The sequence below is a fragment of the Streptomyces sp. BK239 genome (assembly GCF_004217285.1).
In the GTDB taxonomy this organism is placed as follows: domain Bacteria; phylum Actinomycetota; class Actinomycetes; order Streptomycetales; family Streptomycetaceae; genus Streptomyces.
The window spans coordinates 142,862-165,395 of record NZ_SHKS01000007.1 but is presented as its reverse complement, the minus strand read 5'-3'; the positions used below and the strand labels follow the sequence as shown (position 1 = coordinate 165,395).

General features: G+C 73.2%; 19 protein-coding genes, 1 tRNA gene and 1 riboswitch. Of the genes, 15 read left to right on the top strand and 5 right to left on the bottom strand.

Features of this window, described 5'->3' with window-relative positions; genetic code table 11:
* The first annotated feature begins 684 nt into the window (after positions 1-684).
* Positions 685-758: transfer RNA gene (locus tag EV567_RS22465), tRNA-Pro, on the top strand.
* 99 nt (positions 759-857) lie between these two features.
* Here the strand turns inward: EV567_RS22465 and EV567_RS22460 are convergent.
* Positions 858-1,511 (bottom strand): FMN-dependent NADH-azoreductase, encoded by a 654-nt coding sequence (locus tag EV567_RS22460; protein ID WP_130442923.1) that lies wholly within the window; start codon positions 1,509-1,511, stop codon positions 858-860.
* Between the two features lie 111 nt (positions 1,512-1,622).
* Between EV567_RS22460 and EV567_RS22455 the strand changes: the two genes are divergently transcribed.
* Positions 1,623-2,009, top strand: coding sequence for a helix-turn-helix domain-containing protein (locus EV567_RS22455; RefSeq protein ID WP_130442921.1), 387 nt, complete (start codon positions 1,623-1,625; stop codon positions 2,007-2,009).
* 416 nt (positions 2,010-2,425) lie between these two features.
* Here EV567_RS22455 and EV567_RS22445 read toward each other — a convergent pair whose 3' ends face one another.
* Positions 2,426-3,073: a TetR family transcriptional regulator gene (locus tag EV567_RS22445; protein ID WP_242620962.1), complete on the bottom strand. Its 648-nt coding sequence runs from the start codon at positions 3,071-3,073 to the stop codon at positions 2,426-2,428.
* Positions 3,074-3,130: 57 nt separating this feature from the next.
* On the opposite strand from EV567_RS22445, the gene EV567_RS22440 reads away from it, so the two are divergent.
* The 10 genes from EV567_RS22440 to EV567_RS22400 all read left to right on the top strand — a co-directional run bounded on the left by EV567_RS22440 (position 3,131) and on the right by EV567_RS22400 (position 13,504).
* On the top strand, positions 3,131-3,817 hold the full coding sequence (locus EV567_RS22440) for a class II aldolase/adducin family protein (protein WP_130442917.1): 687 nt from the start codon (positions 3,131-3,133) through the stop codon (positions 3,815-3,817).
* Complete coding sequence (locus tag EV567_RS22435; protein ID WP_130442915.1) at positions 3,814-4,749, top strand: carbohydrate kinase family protein; 936 nt, start codon at positions 3,814-3,816, stop codon at positions 4,747-4,749. Before EV567_RS22440 ends, EV567_RS22435 begins: the two co-directional genes overlap by 4 nt.
* A gap of 697 nt (positions 4,750-5,446) precedes the next feature.
* Positions 5,447-6,343 (top strand): glutathione S-transferase C-terminal domain-containing protein, encoded by an 897-nt coding sequence (locus EV567_RS22430; protein ID WP_130442913.1) that lies wholly within the window; start codon positions 5,447-5,449, stop codon positions 6,341-6,343.
* A gap of 68 nt (positions 6,344-6,411) precedes the next feature.
* A riboswitch (SAM riboswitch) is annotated at positions 6,412-6,520 on the top strand.
* Between the two features lie 356 nt (positions 6,521-6,876).
* Positions 6,877-7,860, top strand: a complete 984-nt coding sequence (locus tag EV567_RS22425) for an amino acid ABC transporter permease (protein WP_130442911.1) — start codon at positions 6,877-6,879, stop codon at positions 7,858-7,860.
* Positions 7,857-8,639: an amino acid ABC transporter ATP-binding protein gene (locus EV567_RS22420; protein ID WP_130442909.1), complete on the top strand. Its 783-nt coding sequence runs from the start codon at positions 7,857-7,859 to the stop codon at positions 8,637-8,639. Before EV567_RS22425 ends, EV567_RS22420 begins: the two co-directional genes overlap by 4 nt.
* A 50-nt stretch (positions 8,640-8,689) precedes the next feature.
* Complete coding sequence (locus EV567_RS22415; protein ID WP_130442907.1) at positions 8,690-9,715, top strand: ABC transporter substrate-binding protein; 1,026 nt, start codon at positions 8,690-8,692, stop codon at positions 9,713-9,715.
* A 127-nt stretch (positions 9,716-9,842) separates the two neighbouring features.
* Entirely contained in the window at positions 9,843-10,586 is a 744-nt protein-coding gene (locus EV567_RS22410) for a GNAT family N-acetyltransferase (protein ID WP_130443106.1), read from the top strand.
* Positions 10,587-10,689: 103 nt separating this feature from the next.
* Positions 10,690-10,785, top strand: coding sequence for a putative leader peptide (locus EV567_RS28540; RefSeq protein ID WP_347400503.1), 96 nt, complete (start codon positions 10,690-10,692; stop codon positions 10,783-10,785).
* A gap of 99 nt (positions 10,786-10,884) precedes the next feature.
* A complete protein-coding gene (locus EV567_RS22405) occupies positions 10,885-12,093 on the top strand; it encodes an LLM class flavin-dependent oxidoreductase (protein ID WP_130442905.1) in 1,209 nt (402 codons plus the stop codon).
* A gap of 19 nt (positions 12,094-12,112) precedes the next feature.
* Positions 12,113-13,504, top strand: coding sequence for an NtaA/DmoA family FMN-dependent monooxygenase (locus tag EV567_RS22400; protein ID WP_130442903.1), 1,392 nt, complete (start codon positions 12,113-12,115; stop codon positions 13,502-13,504).
* 88 nt (positions 13,505-13,592) lie between these two features.
* Here the strand turns inward: EV567_RS22400 and EV567_RS22395 are convergent, their stop codons facing one another.
* Entirely contained in the window at positions 13,593-16,196 is a 2,604-nt protein-coding gene (locus EV567_RS22395) for a CHAT domain-containing protein (RefSeq protein WP_130442901.1), read from the bottom strand.
* 280 nt (positions 16,197-16,476) lie between these two features.
* Between EV567_RS22395 and EV567_RS22390 the strand changes: the two genes are divergently transcribed.
* From EV567_RS22390 to EV567_RS22380, 3 genes are read left to right on the top strand one after another with little or no spacing between them, the layout of a single operon-like run.
* Entirely contained in the window at positions 16,477-17,916 is a 1,440-nt protein-coding gene (locus EV567_RS22390) for a S8/S53 family peptidase (RefSeq protein WP_130442899.1), read from the top strand.
* Between the two features lie 46 nt (positions 17,917-17,962).
* Complete coding sequence (locus EV567_RS22385; RefSeq protein WP_207228837.1) at positions 17,963-18,562, top strand: RNA polymerase sigma factor; 600 nt, start codon at positions 17,963-17,965, stop codon at positions 18,560-18,562.
* A 5-nt stretch (positions 18,563-18,567) separates the two neighbouring features.
* Positions 18,568-19,029, top strand: coding sequence for a hypothetical protein (locus EV567_RS22380; RefSeq protein WP_242620961.1), 462 nt, complete (start codon positions 18,568-18,570; stop codon positions 19,027-19,029).
* 64 nt (positions 19,030-19,093) lie between these two features.
* Here the strand turns inward: EV567_RS22380 and EV567_RS22375 are convergent, their stop codons facing one another.
* Positions 19,094-19,891 carry an N-formylglutamate amidohydrolase gene (locus EV567_RS22375; RefSeq protein WP_130442895.1) on the bottom strand — a complete coding sequence of 266 codons (798 nt, stop codon included), beginning with the start codon at positions 19,889-19,891 and terminating at the stop codon, positions 19,094-19,096.
* 172 nt (positions 19,892-20,063) lie between these two features.
* Positions 20,064-22,280, bottom strand: coding sequence for an NADP-dependent isocitrate dehydrogenase (locus EV567_RS22370; RefSeq protein ID WP_130442893.1), 2,217 nt, complete (start codon positions 22,278-22,280; stop codon positions 20,064-20,066).
* Positions 22,281-22,534 lie beyond the last annotated feature (254 nt).

Genomic DNA, 22,534 nt, shown 5'->3' with positions numbered 1-22,534 from the left:
GCAAAGGCGGCACACCGGATTCCGGCGGGAAAGGATCACCGCGGAACGCCGACTGAAGCGCGTGATTCGAAACGTGTTGCAAGGTAGTGCTGTTATTACTCGCCGGTCAACGATTGAACGAAGCGCCGGTATCCGGCCGTTTCGATTCGGTCAGGCGGCGGCGCGCGGCCAGGGCGGAGGAAAGCGGGTCAATTGCTGCGCGGCATGATCGCGTTCACCGTCGCCTCATGCCGCGGAAACATGAACGGGCGTGAGAAATGGGTTCCTTGGGACCGCATGTCCGAAAGGGGAGCTCTGTTTCCGGCTCCGGGTGGACGGCGGGGAAATTCCTTGTGTCGGCACAGGAGTGACCGGGAAGGCATTGTTGACGTGAGCGCGCGGCGTGTCTGTGGCCGTGGTGCGGCCTGGATTACCGCCGAGTAGGCGCGGTATGCGCGCGTGCGACCTGATCCGAGTCGTGGACACGTCCTTGACGTGATCCCAGTCCGGCGCGAAAACTGACGTGACCGCGCAGCCGAGCCGGCCTTCGGGAGGTCGTCGACCGACTCGGCCGCGCGGTCCCTCCTCCACCCGCGCCGAGCCGTGGGTTCGCACGGTCCTCCCGCCCCACCGCGAAACGGGCACCGGTGCGGGTGCGGTAGGGTTTACCTGCGCGTTCCCACGGTTCACCCGGCGGGTGCGCGGCGGGACGTGGCGCAGCTTGGTAGCGCACTTGACTGGGGGTCAAGGGGTCGCAGGTTCAAATCCTGTCGTCCCGACCGGGTTTCATCCTGGATCGGAGGCCGTCTCCTCATGCGAGGGGACGGCCTCCGTCATGTGTCCGTGAGGGGTGCCGCGCCCTGTGCGGCGGGGCGGGGTCAGGCGGCGGCGGCCTGCGCGGCGGACTTGCCCTTGGCCTGAGCGTCCTCGTGGGCCCGGGCGCGGGAGGCGTCGGCGAGCGGGATCAGCTCGGACATCGCCGGGTTGACGTGCGCCATGGTGAGCTCGGGCACGATGAAGTCGACCTCCATGCCCAGCAGGTCGCCGAGGACCGCGCGCAGGTAGTTCTGTACGTACTCGAAGCCCTCACGGGGGGTTCCCGGCGCGTAGGAGCCGCCGCGGCTGGCGACGACGTAGACCGGCGTGCCCTTGGCCGGGAGTTCCTCGACCCCGGCGGTGCGGCCCATGAGGATCACCTGGTCGAGCCAGGCCTTGAGGGTGGACGGGATCGTGAGGTTGTACATCGGGGCGCCGATCAGCACGGCGTCCGCGTTCTCCAGTTCCTCGATCAGCCGCAGCCGCGCGGCGAACGCCGCGGCCTGCTCCGGCGAGTGGCCGGCGGGGTCGCTGAAGCCGGCCGTCGCGGCGAGGGCGTCCAGGTGCGGTACCGGGTCCACGCTGAGATCGCGGTACACCACGGTGCCGTCGGGATGCTGCTCCTCCCAGGCCTTGCGGAAGGCGGCGGTGACGGCGCGGGAGGCGGAGGCGGACTCGGGCATGAGGGAGGAGTCCAGGTGGAGCAGGGTGGCCATGACGGGTCTCCAAAGGGATGAGTAGGCGAGCTGCCGTTCCATACGCTCCTAGTAATAGCACAGGGGCTTACTTTTTTTCAGCAGCTTTGGTCGTCACCGTACACTGGGTGCATGAAAGAAGCGGTCCACGAGCCCTGCAAGGAAGCGGCCGGCCGGCCCTGCAAGCCGGTCGACGCCGCGATCGCCCGCGTCTTCGTGCTGCTGGGCAAGCGCTGGACCGGATTGATCGTGGCCGTGCTGATGGAACGCCCGGTGCACTTCGCCGACCTGCGGCGCGCCATCCCCGGCATCAGCGAACGCATGCTCTCCGACCGCCTTGCCGAACTGGGCGCGGCGGGCCTGGTGCTGCGAGAGGTCGACGACGGCCCCCCGCTCCGTGTCGCCTACCGCCTCACCGAAGCCGGCACGGCCCTGGGGCCCGCCCTGCGGGAGCTGAGGGCCTGGGCGGAACAGCACCTGCCGGAGGCGGGGTACGACAAGGGAGGATGCGAGGCCTGAGCCTTCGCTCGCCGCGGTGAGCGACGGCCTGATCGGCGCGGCGCCCGCGGCGGGCGTCCGTTCGGCACGGCGCCTCGCGCGGCGGTCGCCTGGTCCGCACGGCACTCCGCGTGGCGGGCGCCTGGTCGGCACCCTGCGCGGCGGGCGTCCGGTCGGCACTCTGCGTGGCGGGCGTCCGGTCGGCACTCTGCGTGGCGGGCGTCCGGTCGGCACCCTGCGCGGCGGGCGTCCGGTCGGCACCCTGCGCGGCGGGCGCCCGGTCGGCACCCCCGCGTCGGCGTCCGGCGCGGTGGGCGTCCGGTCCGCACGGCACCCCGTGGCGGCACCCTCGTGGCCCTCCGCGCGCGCCCTGCTGTCGTCTCGGCGCCCCGTGACCCCCGGTTCGCGCCCTGGTGCCGCTCGACGCCCCGCCGCCGTCACCGCCCCCGGTAGCGTGAAGTGACCGCCGTCAGGTAGCCCCGCAGCATGACCTTCGCCTCGTCGAGGACCGCCCCGTCCCCGCCGGGGTCGCGGCGGAAGGCCTCCTGGGCCAGGGCGTCCGCCGCCAGGGTCGCGGCGTGACAGGCGTGGGCGAGCGCCTCGTCGTCGTCCGCCGCGTCCAGTGCGAGCAGCACACGCCGGACGCCGTCGGCCATCCGGCGTTTGTGCTCGCGGTCGGCGGCCCGGGTCCGCTCGGTCAGCCCGCTGCCGAACCACAGCGCGCGGAAACCGTGTTCGCTCCGGTAGATGCCGGCGAAGGCGTCGACGAGCACACCGACCGGGTCCTCCCACCGCTCGGCCGCCGCGGCCCGCGCCAGCTCGTCCATCGCCGCTTCCAGCCGTGTGAAGTAGCCCGCCGCGAGGGCGTCGATGATCGCGTCCCGGTCGGGCAGGTACTGGTACAGCGAGCCCACCGACACCTTCGCCTCGGCCGCCACCCGTGTCGTCGTGAGCGCTTCCACCCCTTCCTCGACCAGCACCCGCTCCGCCGCCTGAAGCACCAGCGCCAGCCGCGCCCTGCTCCGCGCCTGACGGGGCGTACGGCGCAAGGGAGTTCGGCCCGGATCGGTCTCGGCCTGGTCCACGTGCCGCCTCCGAACATGAACGTGACTTTGATTCATGTTTACGCTAGCGTCGCGCCCATGACCGACTCAAGCTCCGCGCTGGGTCAGGAACGCGCCGCCGTGGCGGACGCCTGCCGGCGCCTGGGGGCCGAGGGCCTCCTCATCGGCACGGCCGGGAACGTCAGCGCACGGGTGGGGGAGCTGGTCGCCGTCACCGCGACCGGAGCGGTACTCGCCGAGCTGACCCCGGAGCAGGTGACCGTCGTCGACCTGGACGGCAAGATCGTGGCAGGCGCCCTGGAGCCGACCTCCGAGCTGGAACTGCACCTCGGCGTCTACCGCCGTCACGGCGTCGGCGCGGTCGTCCACACGCACGCCCCGATGGCGACCGCCGTCGCCTGCGTGCTCGACGAACTCCCCTGCGTCCACTACCAGATGCTCGCCCTGGGCGGCACGGTCCGGGTCGCGCCGTACGCCACCTTCGGCACCCCGGAACTCGCCGAGTCCGTGCTCGCCGCCCTCGACGGCCGCAGCGCCGCGCTCATGGCGAACCACGGCGCGATCACCCACGGCCCCACCCTCGACAAGGCCGTCGAGAACGCCCTGCTCCTCGAATGGGCCTGCGGCGTCTACCAGCGAGCGGCCGCCATGGGCAGCCCCCGCGTCCTCGACGAACGGCAGCAGCTCGCGGTGATCGAGGCCGCGCTCGCCCGCGGTTACGGCACCACCCGCCCCGTACCACCCGCGCAGGAGGGAGACCGATGAACGTCGTCACGATGGGCGTGCACGTCCTGGACGTACTGGTGCGGCCGGTGGAGGCCATACCCGAGGGGCAGGGCGCGACCCTGGTGGAGGACATCCGCATGACCGCCGCCGGAACGGCCGGCGGCACCGCCCTCACCCTGGCCAAACTGGGCGCGTCGGTCCGCAGCGCGGGCGCGCTGGGGGCCGACCCCACCGGCGACATGCTCGTCCAGCTGCTCCAACGCGCCGGAGTTGGCACCGAGTTCCTCGCCCGCCGCGCCGACACCCCCACCTCCGCGAGCGTGTTGCCGATCCGGCCGAACGGTGACCGGCCCTCCCTGCACCTGCTCGGCGCGAACATCACCTACGGTCTCGACGACGTGCCCTGGGACGCGGTCGCCGAAGCCGACCATCTCCACCTCGGGGGACCGGAGTTGATCGGCGTCGACGTCGCCGCGCGCGTCCTGTCCTTCGCCCGGGAGCACGGCACGGTCACCTCCGTCGACCTGCTCGCCCCCGGCGTGCTCGGCAGCTTCGAGCAGATCGAGGCCGCGCTGCCCCACATCGACCATCTGCTGCCCAACGAGGACCAGGTGCTCGGCTTCTCCGGCGAGCAGGACCTCACGGCAGGCGTGCGCAAGCTGCTCGACGCGGGCGTCGGCGTCGTCGCCGTCACCCGGGGCGGCGAGGGCGCGCTCGTGGCGACGGCGGAGGGCGCCGAAACGGTCCCCGCCTTCGCGGTCGACGTGGCCGACACCACCGGCTGCGGAGACGCGTTCTCCGCGGGCTATCTGCGGGGCGTGTCGCTCGGCCGCTCCCCGGCCGAGGCCGCCGTACTGGGCTGCGCGGCCGCCGCCCTCGTGGCCCAGGGTCTCGGCAGCGACCACGGCGACTTCGACCTCGCCGCGGCCGACGAGTTCGCCGCCCACCACAAGACGCACCCCGTGAGCTGACCGGCCGCCCCGGACCGACGCGAAACTCACCCGGCACCACGGCCGACTCGCCCGGAACGACGGCCGACTCGCCCGGTGCCAGGCCCACTCACCCAGTGCCACGGCCGACTCGCCCGGAACGACGGCCGACTCGCCCGGCGTCACGGCCGACTCGCCCGGCTTGACGCCGAACACACCCGGCACGACGGCGCACACACCCGGCGCCACGGTGAGTCTCACCCGGCCCGGTGGTCCGACCGCCGGGCCGTTCGGTCCGTGGACGCCCCCTTGACGGCGGTCGTGAGGCGATCGACACTCGAGGCGAGGAATCCTAGTGAACAGGTAGGGAAACATGGGGCGCCTTGAGCCGGTCAGCCGTCGAGTGAGCCCCGCGGCATGGCGTTCGCCCCTCCTCACCTCCCGCAGGCACATCGATCTGATGCGCGTCTGCAGCGCCGGACCGTGCGGCACGAACGGGCTCGACGCCAGGCCGTTCCAGGGCTGACACGGCCGCACCGGCCACGCCCGGCCGCGCACCGAGGCGTCCACGGGCGTCCCCGTCCGGCGCCTTTCGGCTTCCCGCTGACACCGGCCGGCCGTCGGACGCGTGCCCTGGTGCCATGCCCTCTCCACCCCCGTCGCGGGGCGACATGCCGCCCCTGCGCCCTCGCCGCATCCGCCGCGCGCACCCCTCGCCGCGCCCGCCCCCGGGAGAGTCATGTCCCTCACCCCGCTCGCCGCCCACCCGTCCGCCCGCCCCACGCCCGCCTTCCGGGGGCGCATCGGCCGCGACGCGCGCAGCGGCCACTACGCCGTGCCGCGCCGCTACCGCCTGCATCTGTCGCTCGCCGACCCCGACGGCCTGCGCATCGCCGTCACCCACAGCCTCCTGGGCCTGGACCAGGCCTGCCCGGTGACGTTCCTGCCCGCCGTCCCGGACTGTTCCGACGGCGGCCACTCCGCGCTTCGGCCGCTCTACGACGCCAGCGCGCACCGCTACCAGGGCCCCGCTCTCGCGCCCGTGCTCAGCGACGACTGGTCCGGGCGGATCGTCTCCACCCACGGCCCCGACATCGCCCGCGACCTCGCCCGGGGCTTCGGCGGGGGCCGGGCCGCGCTGTACCCGTGCGGGGCCGAGTCGCAGATCGAGGCCGTGGAGCGGATGTGCGCGCAGGGCGTCGAGGAAGCCGCGCAACGCGCCGGGGCGGCCGGCGCCGCGGACGCGGAACGCTCCGCCGCCCTCGACGCCCTGCTCGCCACCCTGGGCACACTGGACCGAGGGCTCGGCACCCACACTTACCTGATCAGCGATCAGATCAGCCTGGCGGACGTCGAGTTGTGGGCCGCGCTGGTGCGGCTCGACACCGTGCACCGCCACCACCTCGACGCGTCCGCCGTGCACAGGATCGCCGACCACCCCGCCCTGTGGGCGTACGCCCGCCGGCTGGCCGCCCACCCCGCCTTCGGCAAGCACCTCGACCTCGACGCCATCGACCGTCGCCACCACGCCGGTTGCCAGGGGCTGGAAGCCGCCGGGGCCGCCGTCCAGATCCTGGACTGGGCGGCTCACGCGAACCCGGGCGCGGGCGGCCGACCGCAGGTCGAGCGCCCCTGACCCCCGTCCATCTGCCGGACCGGCGTTGACATCCGTTCGGGCCGTTGTCTTAACTTACGTGCCAGAACGGTCAAGAGCGTCAGCGACAAGCCCTGGCTTGCTGACCGGCAACCCTCGCGCCGTGGTGGGGTGCCCCAGGTGACGACCGGACCGACGACGATTCGGTAAGCGCGAGGGCCCGCCGGGGCCGGAAGAGCATGGTGACGGACATGTGCGCAGCTCCCAGGGCGGCCACCGGCCGCCACCAGGGCTGCGTACGGCCGTACGCGAACCCGCTCGTCGCCGACCGCGCCGTCGACCTCCTGCGCGTGAGCAGCGCACTGTGTACCGCACCGGGCCGCGCCCGCTGTCGGGGCTGACGCCCCCTCCGCAGCCCCGCTTCCCCGACGGACACCGCCCGCGCGGTGCGCCCGTCCAGCCATCCCCGGTGCCGTGCGTCCCCGCATGTCACGACCCGCCCCGACCGGGCGGCCGTCGTGCCGTGCGCGACCCCCGCCGCGCCCCGGGGCCCCCGACCTCCGCCGGAGCCCCTCATGAGCGAACCCTCAGGCGCCGCCGTGTCCCTCGCCGAGGCACCGCCGCCCTCTGACGTACCGTCAGAATTGCTGACAGCGCAGCGAGTCGTGCCACTGCGGCGACCCGGCCGCTGGATCGCCACCGCCGTCGTCCTGGTCCTCGCGGCCCAGTTCGTCCACGGACTGGTGTCCAACCCCTTCTACCAGTGGGACCGGTTCGGCTACTGGTTCCTGCGGCCGGCCATCCTCGACGGACTGCTCATCACCCTCGAAGTGGCCGCCTACAGCGCGGTGCTGGGGCTCGTCGGCGGGATCCTGCTCGCCCTGGCCCGGCTCTCGAGATCCCCGGTGCTGCGCGCCGTCAGCTGGACCTACGTGTGGGCGCTGCGCTCGACGCCCCTGATCGTCGTCCTGCTGTTCCTCTACAACTTCAGCGCCCTGTACCAGACGCTCAGCGTCGGCGTCCCCTTCGGACCCGCCTTCTTCACCTTCGACGAGTCCCGTCTCGCCACCGACATGGTCGTCGCCGTCGTCGGACTCAGCCTCAACGAGGCGGCGTACGCTGCCGAGGTCGTCCGCGGCGGCATCCTCTCCGTCGACCAGGGCCAGCACGAGGCGGCCTCCGCGCTCGGCCTGCCCAAGGGCTACCAGTTCCGCAGGATCGTCTGGCCGCAGGCGCTGCGTTCCATCACCCCGAACTACGTCAACCAGCTCATCGGCCTGATCAAGAGCACCTCGCTGGTGTTCTACGTGTCGCTGCTCGACCTGTTCGGAGCCGCGCAGACCATGGGCTCCACCTACCCGGGCGACATCGTGCCGCTGCTGCTGGTCGTCACCGTCTGGTACCTGATCCTCACCAGCGTCGTGTCCGTCGTCCAGTTCTACGTCGAGCGGCACTACGCCCGGGGCGCCACCCGCAGCCTGCCGCCGACCCCGTTGCGGAGACTGCGGGACGGCGTCGCCGGCCTGCGGGCCCGCATCCGCCGGGAGGCCGCCGTATGACCGCCGAGACGATCCAGAACGCCGCCGCCGTCGAGGTCCACGACGTGCACAAGTGGTACGGGGCCCACCGGGTGCTCGACGGCGTCGACCTGACGGTGCGGCCGGGCGAGGTCACCGTCATCCTCGGCCCGTCCGGCTCCGGCAAGTCCACGCTGCTGCGGGTCATCAACCACCTGGAGAAGCCGGAGATCGGCTACGTCAGCGTCAACGGCGAACTCGTCGGCGTCCGCAGGCAGGGCGAGCGGCTCAAGGAGCTCAGCGAGCGGGTCATCCTCACCCAGCGCAGCCGCATCGGCTTCGTGTTCCAGAACTTCAACCTCTTCCCGCACCTGACCGTGCTGGACAACGTGGCCGCCGCGCCCGTGGCCACGGGCAAGCTCGACAAGGCGGGGGCCCAGGACCTCGCCCGCGAACTCCTCGGCCGGGTCGGCCTCGCCGACAAGGCGGACGCCTACCCGCGGCAACTCTCCGGCGGACAGCAGCAGCGCGTGGCCATCGCCCGGGCGCTCGCTCTGCGGCCCGGAGTCATCCTCTTCGACGAGCCCACCTCGGCCCTCGACCCCGAACTCGTGGGCGAGGTCCTCGCCGTCATCAAGGACCTGGCCAGGAGCGGCACCACGCTCGTCATCGTCACCCACGAGATCGGCTTCGCCCGTGAGATCGCCGACCGGGTCGTCTTCATCGACGGCGGCCGCATCGTCGAACAGGGGCCGCCCGCCGAGGTCCTGGACAAGCCGCGACACGAACGCACCCGGGACTTCCTGAGCAAGGTGCTCTGAACCCGCCCTCAGCCTCCCCCCACCACCACCCTCTCCACTCAAGGACGGCCATGCCTGCCCACATCACCCGACGCAGCCTGACACGCGGCATCACCGCGGCGACCGCCGTCGCCGCCCTCGCCACCGGGCTCGCCGCCTGCCGGGGCGAGAGCGACGCCGCCACCCGGACCACCGACGCCGCCGGCACGGTCACCGTGGGCCGGCTGTCCAACGGCGCCGCCCAGGAGACCACCCTGAAGGTGCCCGAGGTCAAGTCGATCAGCGCCGGACTCCCCGCCGCCGTCAGGAAGCGCGGCACGCTGGTGATCGGCTCAGGCACCCTGCCGTCCGGCAGCCCGCCGCTCGGCTTCGTCGGGGACGACCAGAAGACGGTCACCGGCTCCGAGATCGACCTCGGCCGGCTCGTCGCCGCCGTCCTCGGACTCAAGCCGGAGGTCCGCCGCTCGACCTGGGAGAACCTCTTCATCGGCATCGACAGCGGGAAGGTCGACGTCGGCTTCTCGAACATCACCGACACCGAGGAGCGCAAGCGGAAGTACGACTTCGCCTCCTACCGCAAGGACGAACTCGCCTTCGAGGTGAAGAAGGACAACCCCTGGAAGTTCGACGGCGGTTACGCGTCCCTCGCCGGCAAGACCGTCTCCGTCGGCAACGGCACCAACCAGGAGAAGATCCTCCTGGAGTGGAAGGCGCGGCTGGCCAAGGAGGGCAAGAAGCCCCTCACCGTCAAGTACTTCCAGGAGAGCAACAGCATCTACCTGGCCCTCAACAGCGGCAAGATCGACGCCTACTTCGGCCCCAACCCCAACCTCGCCTACCACGCGGCGAAGACCGAGAACACGCCCCAGGCGACCCGTATCGCCGGTCAGTTCTCCGGCGCCGGCGAGACGCTCCAGGGGCTGATCGCGGCGACCGCGAAGAAGGACAGCGGCCTCGCCAAGCCCGTCGCCGACGCCATCAACCACCTGATCTCCGGCGGGCAGTACGCCAAGTGGCTCGCGGCCTGGAACCTCTCGGGCGAAGCCGTGCCGAAGTCCGAGATCAACCCGCCCGGTCTGCCGCTGAACAACTCCTGACACACCGTCATCCAGGCTCGTCACACGACGAGTCGCACCGAGAAGGGACTCCGCCTCCGTGGCCCAGACCGTAGACGTCCGCGGAGGCGGAGCCCCGCCCACGCTCGAAGACCACCCGCCCACACAGCTGCCGCTCCAGAACCGCACCTTCACAGGCCCCGCCCCGCAGACGCGGCACCCCCTCGACAACGCCGTCTGGGCCGCCCTCACCGGCCCCCACGCCCACCTCGCCGAACGCGTCGGCCTCGCCGCCCGCTATCCCGCGGACGTCTACGCCTTCGCCGCCCTGGCCGACCCGGCGGACCCCGCCGCCTGGGCCGACCTGCGCCGGCTCGCCGGTCCCGGCGCCACCGTACGGATGAAACCCGTGGACCACGTCCCCGACGGATGGACGCTCCTGCGCCGGGGAGAGGGCGTCCAACTCGTCGCCACCGAGGCGCTGCGCACCGCGCCCGCCCCGGAGGCCGAACCGCTCGGCCCCGCCGACGTGCCCGAGATCCTCGACCTGGTGGCCCGTACCCGGCCCGGCCCCTTCCTCGCGCGGACCGTCGAACTCGGCGCCTACCTCGGCATCCGGCACCGGGGCCGGCTGATCGCCCTGGCCGGGGAACGGCTGCGGCCGGCCGGCTGGACCGAGATCAGCGCCGTCTGCACCGCCCCCGGCCACCGGGGCCGAGGGCTGGCCAACCGGCTCGTCCGGGCGGTCGCCCATGGCGTACGCGAACGCGGCGACACCCCGTTCCTGCACGCCGCTGCCGGCAACACGCACGCCGTCCGCCTCTATGAGTCGCTCGGCTTCGCCCTGCGCCGCCGCTCGGCGATCGTCGCCGTGCGCACCCCGGGAACACCGGGCGAGGACCGGCCGTTGTGACTGACGACGAGACGCAGCCGAGGACGAGGCCAGTGAGCCGTGCGCAGCTCGCCGGCCGCGACAAGGGTCCCTCAAGACGCCGCCACGCGGCAGACAGGAGGAGGTGAGGGACGTGACCGGCATACCCCACGCCCCGCGCCTGACCTCCCGGGTCCACATCGACCTCCAGCGCGTCGCCGGCGCGCTCTGTCGCTGCTGACCCGTTCCTCCCCACCCGCCGTGCCCCGGCCCCGCCGTGCCCCCGCGCGCCCGCGCACCGGGCCGGCGCTCAGCCACGGACCTCCAGGAAGGCACCCTCGTGTCACCGACCCCTCCCGCACCCCTGCATCTCGCCGTCGCCCTGGACGGCACCGGCTGGCACCCCGCCTCCTGGCGCGAGCCGGCCGCCCGCCCCCGGGAACTGTTCACCGCCGGCTACTGGGCCGACCTCGTCGCCGAGGCCGAGCGCGGCCTGCTCGACTTCGTCACCATCGAGGACGGCCTCGGGCCGCAGTCCTCGCACTTCCTGCACCCCGACGACCGCACCGACCAGGTCCGCGGCCGACTCGACGCCGTTCTGATCGCCTCCCGCGTCGCACCGCTGACCCGCCACATAGGTCTCGTCCCGACCGTGGTGGCCACCCACACGGAGCCGTTCCACATCTCCAAGGCGATCGCCACGCTCGACTACGTCAGCACCGGCCGCGCCGGCCTGCGCGTCCAGATCACCGCCCGCCCGAACGAGGCGGCGCACTTCGGCCGCCGCACGCTCCCGCACCTCACCTCCCACGACGCCCCGGCCACCCGGCAGCTGGTGACCGACCTGTTCGACGAGGCCGCCGACCACGTCGAAGTGGTACGCCGCCTCTGGGACAGCTGGGAGGACGACGCGGAGATCAGGGACGTGGCCACCGGCCGGTTCGTCGACCGCGACAAGCTGCACTACATCGACTTCGAGGGCCGCCACTTCAGCGTCAAGGGCCCCTCCATCACCCCGCGCCCGCCGCAGGGGCAGCCCCCGGTCACGGCCCTGGCCCACGACACCGTCCCCTACCGGCTCCTCGCCCGCTCCGCCGACGTCGGCTACGTGACCCCGCGGGACACGGGCGAGGCCCGCGCGATCGTCGCCGAGATCCGCGCCGAACAGCAGGCCGCCGGACGGGCCGCGGAACCGCTGCACGTCTTCGCCGACCTGGTCGTCCACCTCGACGACGACCCCGCCGAGGCCGCCGACCGCCGGGCCCGCCTCGACGCCCTCGCCGGGGAGGAACACCTCAGCGACGCCCGCGTCTTCACCGGCAGCCCGTCCCAACTCGCCGACCTGCTTCAGGAGTCCCAGTCGGCCGGGCTGACCGGCTTCCGGCTGCGCCCGGCCGTCGCCGGCCACGACCTGCCCGCCATCACCAGGGGCCTCGTCCCCGAACTCCAGCACCGCGGCGCCTTCCGCACCGCCTACGAGGCCGACACCCTGCGCGGACTGCTCGGCCTGCCCCGACCCGCCAACCGCTACGCCGCACCCGTCGCCTGAGCGGGAGGGAGACCCGGCCATGAGCAAGCCCCGGAAGCAGATCCACCTCGCCGCCCACTTCCCCGGTGTCAACAACACCACCGTGTGGAGCGACCCCAGGGCCGGCAGCCACATCGAGTTCAGCTCCTTCGCCCACTTCGCCCGCACCGCCGAACGCGCCAAGTTCGACTTCCTCTTCCTCGCCGAAGGCCTCAGGCTCCGCGAACAGGGCGGTGAGATCTACGACCTCGACGTGGTCGGCCGCCCCGACACCTTCACCGTCCTCGCCGCGCTCGCCGCCGTCACCGACCGGCTCGGCCTGACCGGCACCATCAACTCCACCTTCAACGAGCCCTACGAGGTGGCCCGCCAGTTCGCCAGCCTCGACCACCTCTCCGCCGGCCGCTCCGCGTGGAACGTCGTCACCTCCTGGGACGCCTTCACCGGCGAGAACTTCCGCCGCGGCGGCTTCCTCCCGCAGGAGGAGCGCTACTCCCGCGCCAAGGAGTTCCTCGCCACGGCCAGCGAGCTCTTCGACTCCTGGCGGGGCGACGAGATCCTCGCCGACCAGGAGACCGGCGCCTTCCTGCGCGACGCCAAGGCGGGCGCCTTCGTCCACCAGGGGCGGCACTTCGACATCCACGGCCGGTTCAACGTCCCGCGCAGCCCCCAGGGCCGACCGGTGATCTTCCAGGCCGGGGACTCCGACGAGGGCCGCGAGTTCGCCGCCTCCGGCGCGGACGCCATCTTCAGCCGGTACGCCTCCCTGGACACCGGCCGGGCCTTCTACTCCGACGTGAAGTCCCGCCTCGCCAAGTACGGCCGCCGCCCCGACCAGCTGCTGATCCTGCCCGCCGCCAGCTTCGTCCTCGGCGACACCGACGACGAGGCCCGCGAGATCGCCAGGGAGGTCCGCAGGCAGCAGGTCAGCGGCGCCACCGCGCTCAAGCAGCTGGAGTGGGTGTGGAACCGCGACCTGTCCTCCTACGACCCCGACGGCCCCCTCCCGGACGTCGACCCGCTGCTCGGCGAGCACACCGTCTCCCGGGGCCGCGCCCAGGTCCGCATGTACCGCGACCCGCTGGCCACCGTCCGCGAATGGCGGGAGCTGGCCGAGGCCAACAACTGGTCCATCCGCGACCTCGTCATCGAGACCGGCAGCCGCCAGAACTTCATCGGCTCCCCGGCCACCGTCGCCCGGACCATCGACGAGTACGTGCAGACCGACGCCGCCGACGGCTTCATCCTCGTCCCGCACATCACCCCGAGCGGCCTCGACGAGTTCGCCGACAAGGTCGTGCCGATCCTCCAGGAGCAGGGGGTCTTCCGCACCGAGTACGAGGGCTCCACGCTCCGCGACCACCTCGGCCTCGCCCACCCGGACGAGCCCCGGCAGGACGAGCCCCGGCAGGAGGAGCGCGCCGCCTCATGACCTGACGCACACGGCGTCGACGGGCGGCCGCCCCGAGCGGCCGCCCGCCGGGCCACCGCACGCGGGCCGGCGGCATCGGCCGCCGAGCTCAAGCCGCCCCGAACGCCGTGAACGCCCAGCCCGTCGCCTGGTGGAGGGCGTCGTCGGGAAGGGACGCGCGGGCGTCCCGCAGGGACTCCGCCAGGGACTGACCGGTGCTCAGGCCCTTGTGCAGGGCCAGCATCAGGGCGACCACCGCGTCGTCGTTGACGGGGGCGCTGCTCGCCACCACGCCCGCCGTGCCGAGCGGCAGCAGGGCCGTGACCAGGCCGAGGAGCTCGTCGGCGCCCACCGAGGCGAGGCGGGCGGTGTCGCAGCTGGAGAGGATGATGCGGTACGGGCTGCGGGCGAGGCGTTCGAAGTCGTGGACGATCAGCGGGCCGTCGGCCATCCGCAGGGACGAGAACAGCGGACTGTCCGCCCGGAACACGCCGTGCGCGGCGATATGGGCGAGCGCGGCCCCGTCCAGCTCCTCCAGCACCCGCGGCACACACGCGTCCGCGTGTTCCAGCACCGTCGGCCGGCCGTACCGGTCCGCGACCTCCGGCACCTCAGCCCCTCCGGACGCCAGCCCCGGCCCCCGCACCAGGACGTGCCGTCCGCCCGGCGGCGGCTCGGTCTCCCGGGCCCGCAGCCAGCTCCCCGCCGACGGCGACACGCTGAGCACCCGCTCCCGCAGCGACGGCAGCAGCGCCCAGGGGACCCGGTGCAGCCGGGCCGGCGGCACGACCACCACCGGTCCCGGGCCCAGCCGCCCGGCCGCCTCGCCGAGCAGCAGCGTCTCCAGCCGCCGCCCCGCCGCCTCCACCACCGGAAGGCGTCCCTCAGCGCCGGGGTGGGCCAGCCGCCGCAGCCCGGCCTGGACGTGCTCGGCCTCCCGTTCCGCCTCGGCGAGCAGCCCGCCCGCGAACCGCCGGACCCTACCGCCCCCGCACAGCAGCACCTGCACCCGCCCGTCCAGCACCGCGAGTTCGACCAGCCACCCGTCGCCGAGCCGCTCCAGCAGCCGGCCGACGTCGAAGCGGCCCGTGCCGCCGGGGGAGCCGCCGCGGATGTGCAGGGTCCGGGAGCGGACCTCCCGCTCGAGACGCCGCTGCTCCCGTTCCAGGGTCGGCACGGGCTTGCCGTCCATGCGCGCGCTCTCCGCCCGCGCGGCGATCTCCCGGTAGGCGGTCAGCCCGCTCAGCAGCGCCGGATCGGCCGGCGGCCGGGTGGGCGGCGCCGACAGCACGGTGGCCCGCCACCGCTCGCTCCACACCAGCAACTGCCGCGGCCCGCCCCGCTCCAGACTCACCTCCTGGGCGAGCGCCGCCAGTTCCGCGCCCTGCGCGGTGGCCCGGGCCCGCAACTCGGAGGCGCCCAGCGTCGTACGGTGGTCGTCCAGCACGTCCAGCCCTCGCCGGCACGCCTCCAGCACACCCCGCCCCGATCCGGCCGCCCGCGCCCACAGCGCCCGCGCCGCCCAGCCGGTCACCCGGGCCAGCGGCGGCCCGCTGCGCCGGCCGCGGGCCGCCACCGCCAGATACCGTTCCGCGTCCGCCGTCCACTGAAGCGCCAGCGCGATCCGGCCCGCCAGCAGCCACGCCTCGGGAGCGGCGGGCGCCCCGAACCCGGACAGTCGCTCCGCCACCCGCACCGCCTCGGCGACCAGCCGCCCCGAACCGCGCCCCGCGGCCACCCGCGCCTCGATCAGCACCAGCCGGGCGTGCGCCTCCCACCAGGTGCGCCGCTGGCCGGCGAACAGCCGCACGGCGAGCGCCGCACGCGCGATCGCCGTCCCCGGATCGCCCGCGAGCCGCGCGGACCGGGCGGCGGCCAGCAGCAGTTCGGCCTTGCGAGTGGACTGCCCGCCGATCCCGTCCAGCACGGCGATCGCCGCGTCCGCCTCGGCCAGCGCCTCGGGCGCGAGCCCCGCCGCCATCAGCACCTCGCACCGCCGGATGCTCAGCATGAACGTGGGCGTGCCCAGCTTGGCGTACCGCTCCTCGGCCTCGTCCAGCAGCCGCAGCGCCGCCGGCACGTCCCCCGACCGGAACGCGGCCAGACCCCGGCTCTCCACCGCGTCGGCCTTGTCGTGCTCCTGGCCGGTGGTGTCCCACAGGGCCTCGGCGGCCGTGAAGTCGGCGTCGGCCCGGTCGACCGCGCCGAGCGCGAGGTGCACGGTGGCGCGAAGGGTCAGGGCGCGCGCCGTCCAGATGACGTCGTCCTCCTGCCGCAGCACCGGTATGGCCCGCCGTACGTCGTCCAGCGCCTCCCGGTGATGCCCCAGCACCCACCAGGAGTAGGCCCGCCGGTACAGCACACGCGCGCGGGTGTGCCCGGTGCCGCGTCCGACGCCCCGCTCGAACGCGGCCAGCCCCTGCCGGGTGCGGCCCGCGTGCACCAGCGCCACGCCGAGCGTGGCCAGGACGTCGGCCTCCCGTTCGGCGCAGTCCGCGCGCGCGGCCAGTGAGCGGGCCCGGCGCAGATGGTCCAGGGCCAGACGCATGTCGCCCCAGTCGCGCTGCCAGATGCCGATCACCTGGTGGGCCACGGAGGCGTGCAGCGGCGGCGGACCGGTGTCGAGCACTTCCTCCGCCCGCGCCAGGGCGGCGTTCGGGGCGGCGAACACCATCGGCAGCAGTTCGAGAACCGTGTCGTTTCCCGCTGTCACCCCACGGATGGTAGTGGCCCCGGTTGTACGGCACACCGGTTCGGCCCGCCACAGGAGGTATCGATCGAACATCGCGGCGACGAACCCACCAGGCGCACCGAGCCCACCGAACGCACCGCCAGCGCACGCCGGCGCGCACAGCCGAAGGCCACACGCCGTTCCGCGCACCGCACCCCCGGTCCCCGCAACCGCATCCCCCGCCCCCGGCGTCGCACCACCTGTATCAAAGGCCGTCGTCGCGGCTCTGACTGACGACCACCGGGCTCAGGGAGGACACGCCATGGCGCCACAGCGATTCCACGAGCAGTTCGAGCAGATCCAACGAGCCCTTCCCGGCGTCCCGTTGGCCATGGGGCCGGACGACTCCGCCGAGTTCATCTACGAGAAGGGCGTCGTCCTCGCCCGGGACGGCGAGGAGGCGCAGGTCGTGGAGGACGCCGTCCGCGCGCACTTCACCGCCACCGACGGCCTCGTCCCCGACCACGTCCGCCGGGCCGGCCCGCGGACCAACCGTTCCGGCATCACCCGCATCCAGGTCGGCGACCCCGGCCAGGGCGTGCCCGGCGCCGACCGCAATGTCGCGGGCGCCCTGCGCGCCCTGCGGGGCGCCGAGGACCGCACGGGCCGCCGGCTCGTCAGCCGCAACCACGTCGTGTCCATCGCGGTCAACGCCTGCCCCGGCGACGAGCCGGTGCCCGTCGCGTCCGGGGAGACACCCAACCCGGCCGCCGCCCGGGCCGCTCGCGACGAGGACGGCGGCGCCGTGTCCGTCCTCGTCGTCGACACCGGCCTGATGCACGACTACCGCTCCTACCCGCTGCTCGACCGCACCGAGGGCGACGCGCAGATCCAGGAGACCGACCCCGACGGCGTCCTCCAGCAGTACGTCGGCCACGGCACGTTCATCGCCGGACTCGTCGCCGCCGTCGCCCCCGACACCGACGTCACCGTGCGCAACACCCTCAACGACGCCGGCGCGATCCTGGAGTACGACTTCGGCGACCGGCTCTTCGACGCCGTCGAGCAGGGCGGCTGGCCCGACATCCTCAGCCTCTCCGCCGGCACCTCCAACGGCCGCGTCGACGGACTGCTCGGAGCGGCCGCCTTCATGGACGAACTCCGCGACCGGCGAACCCTGTTGGTCGCCGCCGCCGGCAACAACGCCAGCGCCACGCCGTTCTGGCCCGCCGCCTACGCCGCCCTGCCCGAGTACGCCGACGCCGTCCTCTCGGTCGGCGCGCTGCGCGGCGACGGCGAGTTCGGCGCCTGCTTCAGCAACCACGGCCCCTGGGTGAGGGTCTACGCCCCCGGTGAGCGCCTGGTCAGCGCCCTCACCGGCTTCGACCGCCCCGTCCCGTACGTCTACCAGCACTCCACCTACGAGGTGTGCCGCTACGGCTTCGGCTACTCCTGCACCTGCCAGTCGCCGCGTCACACAGGGGTGTTGAGCGAGACCCGGGCGGCCGGCGAGGGCAAGCCGGACCAGGTGATGTTCGAAGGGCTCGCCTCCTGGAGCGGGACGTCGTTCGCCACCCCCCTCGTGGCCGGACTGGTCGCCGCCCACATGAAGGCGCACCAGGTGCCCGACCCGCGCGCCGCGGCCCGTCAACTGCTCGCCGCCGAAGCCGACTTCGCCGAGGTGCGCGGACACCATGTGCCGGCGCTGCGCCCGCCGACCTGGCGTCCGGTCGCGGTCGGACAGCTCACCGCATCCGTATGAGGCCGGCATGAGGAGCGAGGCGGCCCCCGTCACGGCGTACGATGACATGCCGTACACGAGGGGTGGGGCCGTGGACCGTAGTGATGTCGGCGTGCTCGTCCGGTCCGCCGTCGACGGTGACACGGCGGCCTGGGAGGGACTCGTCGAAGGGCTGAGCCCGCTGGTGTGGTCCGTCGTACGCGCACACCGGCTCTCCGAGGCCGACGCGCACGAGGTGTACCAGACCGTGTGGTTCCGTTTCGCCCAGCACCTCGGGCGGATCCGTGAACCCGACAAGGCGGGCTCCTGGCTGGCCAGCACCGCGCGCAACGAGTGCCTGAAAGTGATCAAAGGCCTGCGCCGGCTCACCCCGACCGACGATCCCCAGCTGCTCGACCGGGTCAGCGAGGACCGTACGCCGGAGCAGTCGGTGCTGGACTCGGAGGAGGCGGCCGAGCGGAGCGAGCGCGTCCGCCACCTCTGGCAGGAGTTCGAGGCGCTCGGCGAGCGCTGCCGGCAGTTGCTGCGGGTGCTGATCTCCTCGCCGCCGCCCAGTTACCAGGAAGTGTCGGCCGCGCTCGGCATCGCGGTGGGCAGCATCGGACCGATGCGCCAGCGATGCCTGCGCCGCCTGCGCTCCCGACTCGACGCACGGGGAGCACTGTGAACGCCATGAACGACGACCACGTCCCGAGCGGCGCCGACGACCACAGCGGCCTGGAGGAGGAGTTGCGCGAAGCGGTCGCCGTCCTCGACCCGGTCCCGGCCGAGCTGCGCCGCATCGCCGTCGAGGCGTTCGCCCTGCGCGACCTCGACGCCCGCGTCGCGGAGCTGACCTTCGACTCGCTGGTGGACGCCGTGCCGGTCCGGGGCGCCGTGGACGCGCCGCGCATGCTCACCTTCGACACCGGCGGGCTCACCGTCGACGTGGAGGTGACCGAGCACGGTCTGATGGGGCAGTTGCTGCCGCCGCAGCCGGCCGCCATCGAGATCCTCGACGGCCCCCGGGCCGGCGCGGTGCTCACCGCCGACGCCATGGGCCGCTTCACCGCCGACGCCCCGCCCGCCGGCCCGTTCGCCCTGCGCCTGCGCACCGGCGGCGAGGTCGTCGTCACGGAGTGGCTCCGCGCATGAGGCGAGCAGCCTGACGCGAGCTGCCCGAGGTGAGCTGCCCGAGGCTAGCCGCCTGGGGACCTGGTCACACGGAGACCGCCTCGACCAGCCCGGCCAGCGCGGCGGCGAGCAGCGGCAGGCCGGGGCCGGCGGGGCCGCCCGGCTCGGTCATGTACGTGTCGCGGCGGATCTCCACCATCAGCGCGGACACCCTCGGCTCCGACCCGTAGTACTCCAGCGGTACGTACGTCCCGCCGAACGGGCTGTCCAGCCCGGTCTCCCCGACAGCCGCGAACGCCTCTCGCGCGGCGGCCGTCAGCGCGGCCGGGGTGTGGAAGGAGTCGGTGCCCAGGCACACCGGCGGCCGGGGCCCGTCACCATGAAGTTCGTACGGCAGCCGCTCGCTCGGGTACGAGTGCACGTCGATGATCACCGCTCGCCCGACGGCGGCCAGCCGCTCCCCCACCGCCTCGCTCATCGCCCGCGCGTACGGCCGGAAGTACCGGTCGACCAGCGGCCCGGGATCGGCGCCGGCGGGCCGCAGCGCCCGGCCGTGCGTGGTCCGCGTGTACACCGCGCCCATCCCCACCGACAGCATCTCCTCCCGCTCGTCCGGGAACCGCTCCGGATCGACCACCAGCCGCGACAGCAGGTTGACGAACCGCCAGGGCGCGAGGCGCGCCGACCGGGCCGCCAGCTCCGCGATCTCCGCGGTGTGCGCGTCGGTGATGTGGTCCAACTCCCGTTCCAGCGAACCGTCGTCGAGCACGATGCCCGCGCGCGCCTCGGGCGGTATCGCCCGCGCCGAGTGCGGCACATGGAGGATCACCGGGGAGCCCTCGGCGCCCGGGAGGAGGGAGAAGGAGGCGGCGTCGGCGGACATGCGATGACTCCTGTGCGTGAGGCGTTGCGTGCGTACGGGCCCCGGCCCGACAGCGCTCCGCCCCGGCCGGCGGTGCGCCGGTCGGGGCGGAGGGGTGTCGCGGGGGTGGGCCGGGCCCCGGCTCACGACCGTCGGGACGGCGTCAGCTGGAGGGGCCTGGCCCGGCGCCGGCTCAGAACGCGGCCAGCGCCTCGTTCCACGTCGAGGACGGGCGCATCACCTTCGCGGCCTTGGCCGGGTCGGGCTGGTAGTAGCCGCCGATCTCGGCCGACTGGCCCTGCACGGCGTTCAGCTCGTCGACGATGCGCTGCTCGTTCGCGGAGAGCGTCTCGGCGAGCGGGGCGAAGGCCTTCGCCAGGTCCGCGTCGTCGGTCTGCGCCGCCAGCTCCTGCGCCCAGTACAGGGACAGGTAGAAGTGGCTGCCGCGGTTGTCGATGCCGCCGACGCGACGGGTCGGGGACTTGTCCTCGTTGAGGAAGGTCGCCGTGGCGCGGTCCAGGGTGTCGGCGAGGACCTGGGCGCGGCCGTTGCCGGTGAGCTTGGCGTACTGCTCCAGGGACGGCACCAGCGCGAAGAACTCGCCGAGCGAGTCCCAGCGCAGGTAGTTCTCCCGGACCAGCTGCTGCACGTGCTTCGGGGCGGAGCCGCCGGCGCCCGTCTCGAAGAGGCCGCCGCCCGCCATCAGCGGGACGACCGACAGCATCTTGGCGCTGGTGCCGAGCTCCAGGATGGGGAACAGGTCGGTCAGGTAGTCGCGCAGCACGTTGCCGGTGACGGAGATGGTGTTCTCGCCGCGGCGGATGCGCTCCACCGACAGCTTGGTCGCCTCGACCGGGGCGAGGATCCGGATGTCCAGGCCCTCGGTGTCGTGCTCCGGCAGGTAGGCGTTGACCTTGGCGATCAGGTTGGCGTCGTGGGCGCGGGTCTCGTCCAGCCAGAACACCGCCGGGTCGCCGGTGGCGCGGGCGCGGGTGACGGCCAGCTTCACCCAGTCCCTGATCGGGGCGTCCTTGGTCTGGCAGGCGCGGAAGATGTCGCCCGCGGAGACGGCCTGCTCGATCAGGGCCTCGCCGGAGGCGTCGACCAGGCGGACCGTGCCCGTGACCGGGATCTCGAAGGTCTTGTCGTGGCTGCCGTACTCCTCGGCCTTCTGCGCCATCAGACCCACGTTGGGGACCGAGCCCATCGTCGACGGGTCGTAGGCGCCGTTGGCGCGGCAGTCGTCGATGACGGCCTGGTAGACGCCCGCGTAGGAGGAGTCCGGCAGGACCGCGAGGGTGTCGGCCTCCTGGCCGTCGGGGCCCCACATGTGACCGGAGGTGCGGATCATCGCCGGCATGGACGCGTCGACGATGACGTCGGAGGGGACGTGCAGGTTGGTGATGCCCTTGTCCGAGTCGACCATCGCGAGCTCGGGGCCCTCGGCGAGCTCGGCGTCGAAGGAGGCCTTGATCTCGGCGCCCTCGGGCAGGCCCTCCAGGCCCTTGTAGATGCCGCCGAGACCGTCGTTCGGGGTGAGACCGGCCTTGGCGAGCGCCTCGCCGTACCGCGCGAATGTCTTCGGGAAGAAGGCGCGCACCACGTGACCGAAGACGATCGGGTCGGAGACCTTCATCATCGTGGCCTTCAGGTGCACGGAGAACAGCACGCCCTCGGCCTTGGCGCGGGCGACCTGCGCGGTCAGGAACTCGCGCAGCGCGGCGACGCGCATCACCGAGGCGTCGACGACCTCGCCGGCCAGCACGGGTACGGACTCGCGCAGGACGGTCGTGGAGCCGTCGTCGCCCTTGAGCTCGATGCGCAGCGCGCCGTCCTCGGCGATCACCACGGACTTCTCGGTGGAGCGGAAGTCGTCCACGCCCATGGTGGCGACGTTCGTCTTGGACTCGGAGGTCCAGGCGCCCATGCGGTGCGGGTGGGACTTGGCGTAGTTCTTGACCGACGCGGGGGCGCGGCGGTCGGAGTTGCCCTCACGCAGGACCGGGTTCACGGCGGAACCCTTGATCTTGTCGTAGCGGGCGCGGATCTCGCGCTCCTCGTCGGTCTTCGGCTCGTCCGGGTAGTCCGGCAGCGCGTAGCCCTGGCCCTGGAGCTCGGCGACCGCGGCCTTGAGCTGCGGGATCGAGGCCGAGATGTTCGGCAGCTTGATGATGTTGGCCTCGGGCGTCTTGGCCAGCTCGCCCAGCTCGGCCAGCGCGTCCGGGATGCGCTGGTCCTCGGTGAGGTACTCCGGGAACACCGCGATGATGCGCCCGGCGAGCGAGATGTCCCGCGTCTCCACGGCGACACCGGCCTGCGAGGCGTACGCCTGGACCACCGGCAGGAAGGAATACGTCGCCAGGGCCGGGGCCTCGTCAGTGTGCGTATAGATGATGGTCGAGTCAGTCACCGGGTGCTCCGCTCCACGTCTGCAACATTGCTCGACATCAAGATATCTCCTGACCGTCTCCGGCTCGACAGGGGTCCGCACACCGGTCCGCGCGATCCCCTCGCCGCCCCCCCCGGTCGCCCCGCTCGCGGAGCTCTGCGTCCGTCCGGGCAACCGAATCGCTTCCCCATGTCGTCAAGGAGGTAGATCTTCGATCCGCCCTCCCGACGGCCGGAGGCGACCGACCGGCCGCCCAGCGAAAGCAGACCGAGAAG